The 3,381-nt window shown below is 63.3% G+C and carries 2 protein-coding genes; one reads left to right on the forward strand and one right to left on the reverse strand.

Going from position 1 to position 3,381, the window contains the following annotated elements; genetic code table 11:
• Nucleotides 1–166 precede the first annotated feature (166 nt).
• On the reverse strand, nucleotides 167–2,185 hold the full coding sequence (locus EN964_RS29335; protein ID WP_127271099.1) for a thioredoxin domain-containing protein: 2,019 nt from the start codon (nucleotides 2,183–2,185) through the stop codon (nucleotides 167–169).
• 64 nt (nucleotides 2,186–2,249) lie between these two features.
• Here EN964_RS29335 and mnmE point away from each other — a divergent pair.
• The coding region (gene mnmE, locus EN964_RS29340) for a tRNA uridine-5-carboxymethylaminomethyl(34) synthesis GTPase MnmE (protein ID WP_127277067.1) at nucleotides 2,250–3,381 on the forward strand (1,132 nt) is incomplete at its 3' end.

A 3,381-nucleotide genomic window follows, 5' to 3' on the forward strand; every position in this document is an offset into this window, starting at 1 on the left:
ATTGACGGTTGTAGCCGGAGGGGCAGCGGGCGACTTCGCCAAGCCTCGGGCCGGATGGCCATCCGGCCCGAGGCTCAATCGCTTCCATCGCACATAATCATCTCGTGCAGATACAAGGGGCGGCGCCAGCGCCGCAATTTTGGGCTGATCGAGCAGTGCGTTGCCCTTATAGCCCTCGCAACAATCGTTCCAACTCTTCAGCATCCGTCACGACCGGTAAACACACCTGCCCAGTACACAGCCATGCACCCGCCTCGTTGGTCGGCGGCAGGATTCCGCCAGGCAGCAAGGGTCGATTCGTACCCGTACCGATCGGCAGGACAATGTCGACGCGGCGTGGGTCCGGACTTCGATTCGCAACCGGAACGAGCTTTGGATCGTCAAGCGCATCGACGATGACCAGTTTTAGCGGCTCGATCGCCAGCGCGCAGGCGTTGACGATGCCGGCTTGGCCATAGGCCTGGTGGGCCGCGCGGCCGGCGGCGTGCTCGGCAACTTGCCAGGCCCTTTCCTGCAGCTCGAGATCGCCCGTGACGGAGGCCAGCCGGACCAGTGCCTCGATGATCTGGCCGGTGGCGGACGGAATGGCCTCGTCGACATCGCCGCGGATGCGGATCGGCACGTCGGTGCTGTCCGAGGCGGTCAGGTAATACCCCGTCTTTTCGGTATCGGCGTGCCAATGGTCGAGCTGCTTGATAAACTGGCCGGCCTGGTCGACATAGCTCCAATTCCCAGTGGCCTCGAACAGCGAGATCGCTGCGTTGGCCATGGCGGCATAGTCGCTGGACAAAGCAGGGAATAGTTTTCTGGCGCCGAGCATCGAATGCGGCAGACGGCTGTCGCGGCCGGCGGTGCTGATGTGGGCAAAGGCCTTTGCCGCCGCATCGATCCAGTCAGGCCGCGCCAGCGAACGGCCGGCCTCTGCAAGCGCTGCGATCATCTGGCCGTTCCAGTCGGTGAGGGTCTTTGCGTCAAGACCGGGCCTGACCCGCTGTTCCCGCACGGTGAGGAGTTTCGCCTTGAGCGGGCCGAGCTCTGCGCGATCGATCACATAGTGCGATTGCTGGGACAGGGTTTGGTGGACGACCGGCTTGCCTTCCCAGCCGTGCGGGCTGGAGAGCGTGAAGTGCTTGAAAAACAAGGCAGAATCGTCGACGAGGGCGGCCTCGATCTCGTCTTGGCTCCAGGTGTAGAACAGTCCTTCCTCGCCGTCGCTGTCGGCATCGAGACTGGCGGCAAAGGCGCCGCCGTCAACGCGCATCTCGCGCAGCAGCCAGCCGATCGTCTCTTCGATTCGGACCCGGAACAACCCGTTGCCGCTTGCGGCATGGGCCCAGTTGCAGAAGCGGATCAGCTGGGCATTGTCGTAAAGCATCTTTTCGAAATGCGGCACCAGCCATTCGGCGTCGGTCGAGTAACGGCTGAGCCCGCCGCCGATATGATCGTAAATGCCGCCGCTGACCATCTGTTCGAGGCTGTTGAGAACGTCGTCGCGATGGCTGGCGTTGCCGTCGCGCAGCCAGGACAGCCACAGCGTTTGCATGAACGGCGCATTGGGGAATTTCGGCGCGCCACGCAAGCCGCCCAGATCGCGGTCGATCATGCCGTCTATGCCCTTGGCAAGCTCAGCCAGCGTGTCGCGATCGAGCCCTGTTCTCGCGTGCAATCCGGCGAGCCGTGCCTGGACATGTGTGGTCAGGCCGTCGGCGCTCTGGTTGAGGCTCGCCCGCTTCTCGCGCCAGGCCTTGTCCACCGCCTCCATCACCTGGATGAAACCGGGGCGGCCATAGCGTGGCTCGCGCGGAAAGTAGGTGCCGCCCCAGAACGGCTTGCCGTCCGGCGTCAGGAACATGGTTAGTGGCCAGCCACCCTGCTCGCCCATCGAGGACAGCGCCGCCATATAGATCTGGTCGATGTCGGGGCGTTCCTCGCGGTCGACCTTGATATTGACGAACAGACGGTTCATGACGGCGGCGACACCATCGTCCTCGAAGCTTTCATGCGCCATGACGTGGCACCAGTGGCAGGCGGCATAGCCGACCGAGAGCAGGATCGGCCTGTCCAGCGCCTTGGCCTCCTCGAGCGAAGCCGGCGACCAGGCCCGCCAGTGGACGGGATTGCCGCTGTGCTGCTGCAAATAGGGGCTGGCTTCTTCAGCAAGCAGGTTTTGCGCGGGCAGCGTCACTGGGCAAACTCGGGTGCGATTGGCTGATGGGCGTAAAGCTAGGGCGGTTCGGTAGAGCGGGCAAATGATTTCAGGCGATTCCATCGTAGCGCTGTCGAGCGGCCGGCTCCCGGCCGGCGTCGCCGTCATCCGTATTTCCGGCCCGCAGACTCGATTCGTAGTCGAAACGATTGCCGGGGGTATTGTTAAGCCCCGCGTCGCGGTCTTGCGCAGATTCAGGGCGCCCGATGGAACCGTGCTCGATAACGGCTTGGTCGTTTTCTTTCCCAATCCGGCCAGTTTCACCGGCGAGGATGTGGCGGAATTCCACGTTCATGGCGGACGCGCCGTGGTGGCCAGGATGCTGGAGACGATTACTGGTTTCGACGGCGTCAGGCACGCGGAACCGGGCGAATTCACGCGCCGCGCCTTTCTCAACGGCAAGGTCGACCTGGTTGAGACCGAGGCCCTGGCGGATCTCGTCAACGCTGAAACCGAGGCGCAGCGGCGTTTTGCTGTCCAAAATGCCGAAGGCGCTCAGAGCGAACTCTATCTCGGCTGGCGTCGCAGGTTGATTCACGCCCGCGCCATGATCGAGGCGGAGATCGATTTTGCCGATGAAGACGATGTCCCCGGTTCCGTTTCGGATACGGTTTGGTCCGATGTCAAAACTATGATCGGCGAGATCGACCGGCACATTGCCGGATTTCGTGCTGCCGAAATCATCCGTGACGGCTTCGAGGTCGTTATCCTTGGCGCGCCCAACGCCGGCAAGTCGAGTCTGTTCAACGCCCTGGCGCGGCGGGATGCCGCTATAGTAACGGATGAACCCGGCACGACGCGGGATCTGCTTGAAGTGACACTTGATCTCCAGGGGCTGCGGGTCCGGCTTACAGATACGGCCGGGCTGCGCGATGCGCCGGGAAAGGTCGAGGCTATCGGCATCGAGAAGGCCAGGGCCAAGGCGCATGGCGCCGATCTCTTGCTCTTGCTGCAGGACATCGCGAACCCAAGAGATGTCGGCGAGCTGCCGAGTGTGGCGCCGACCTTGCGCGTCGGCACCAAGCTCGATCTGTTGGAAGACCGCGCGGCGAGCGACGCGACGGAGGATTATGCCCTTGTCATTTCGGTAAAGAACGGGACGGGCGTCGAGGAACTGCTGGGGGAAATCGGCCGGCGGGCAGCGGAAGCAGCCGGCAGCGTCGGCGATGTCCTGC

It is taken from the genome of Mesorhizobium sp. M7A.F.Ca.CA.001.10.2.1 (assembly GCF_003998575.1).
In the GTDB taxonomy this organism is placed as follows: Bacteria; Pseudomonadota; Alphaproteobacteria; order Rhizobiales; family Rhizobiaceae; genus Mesorhizobium.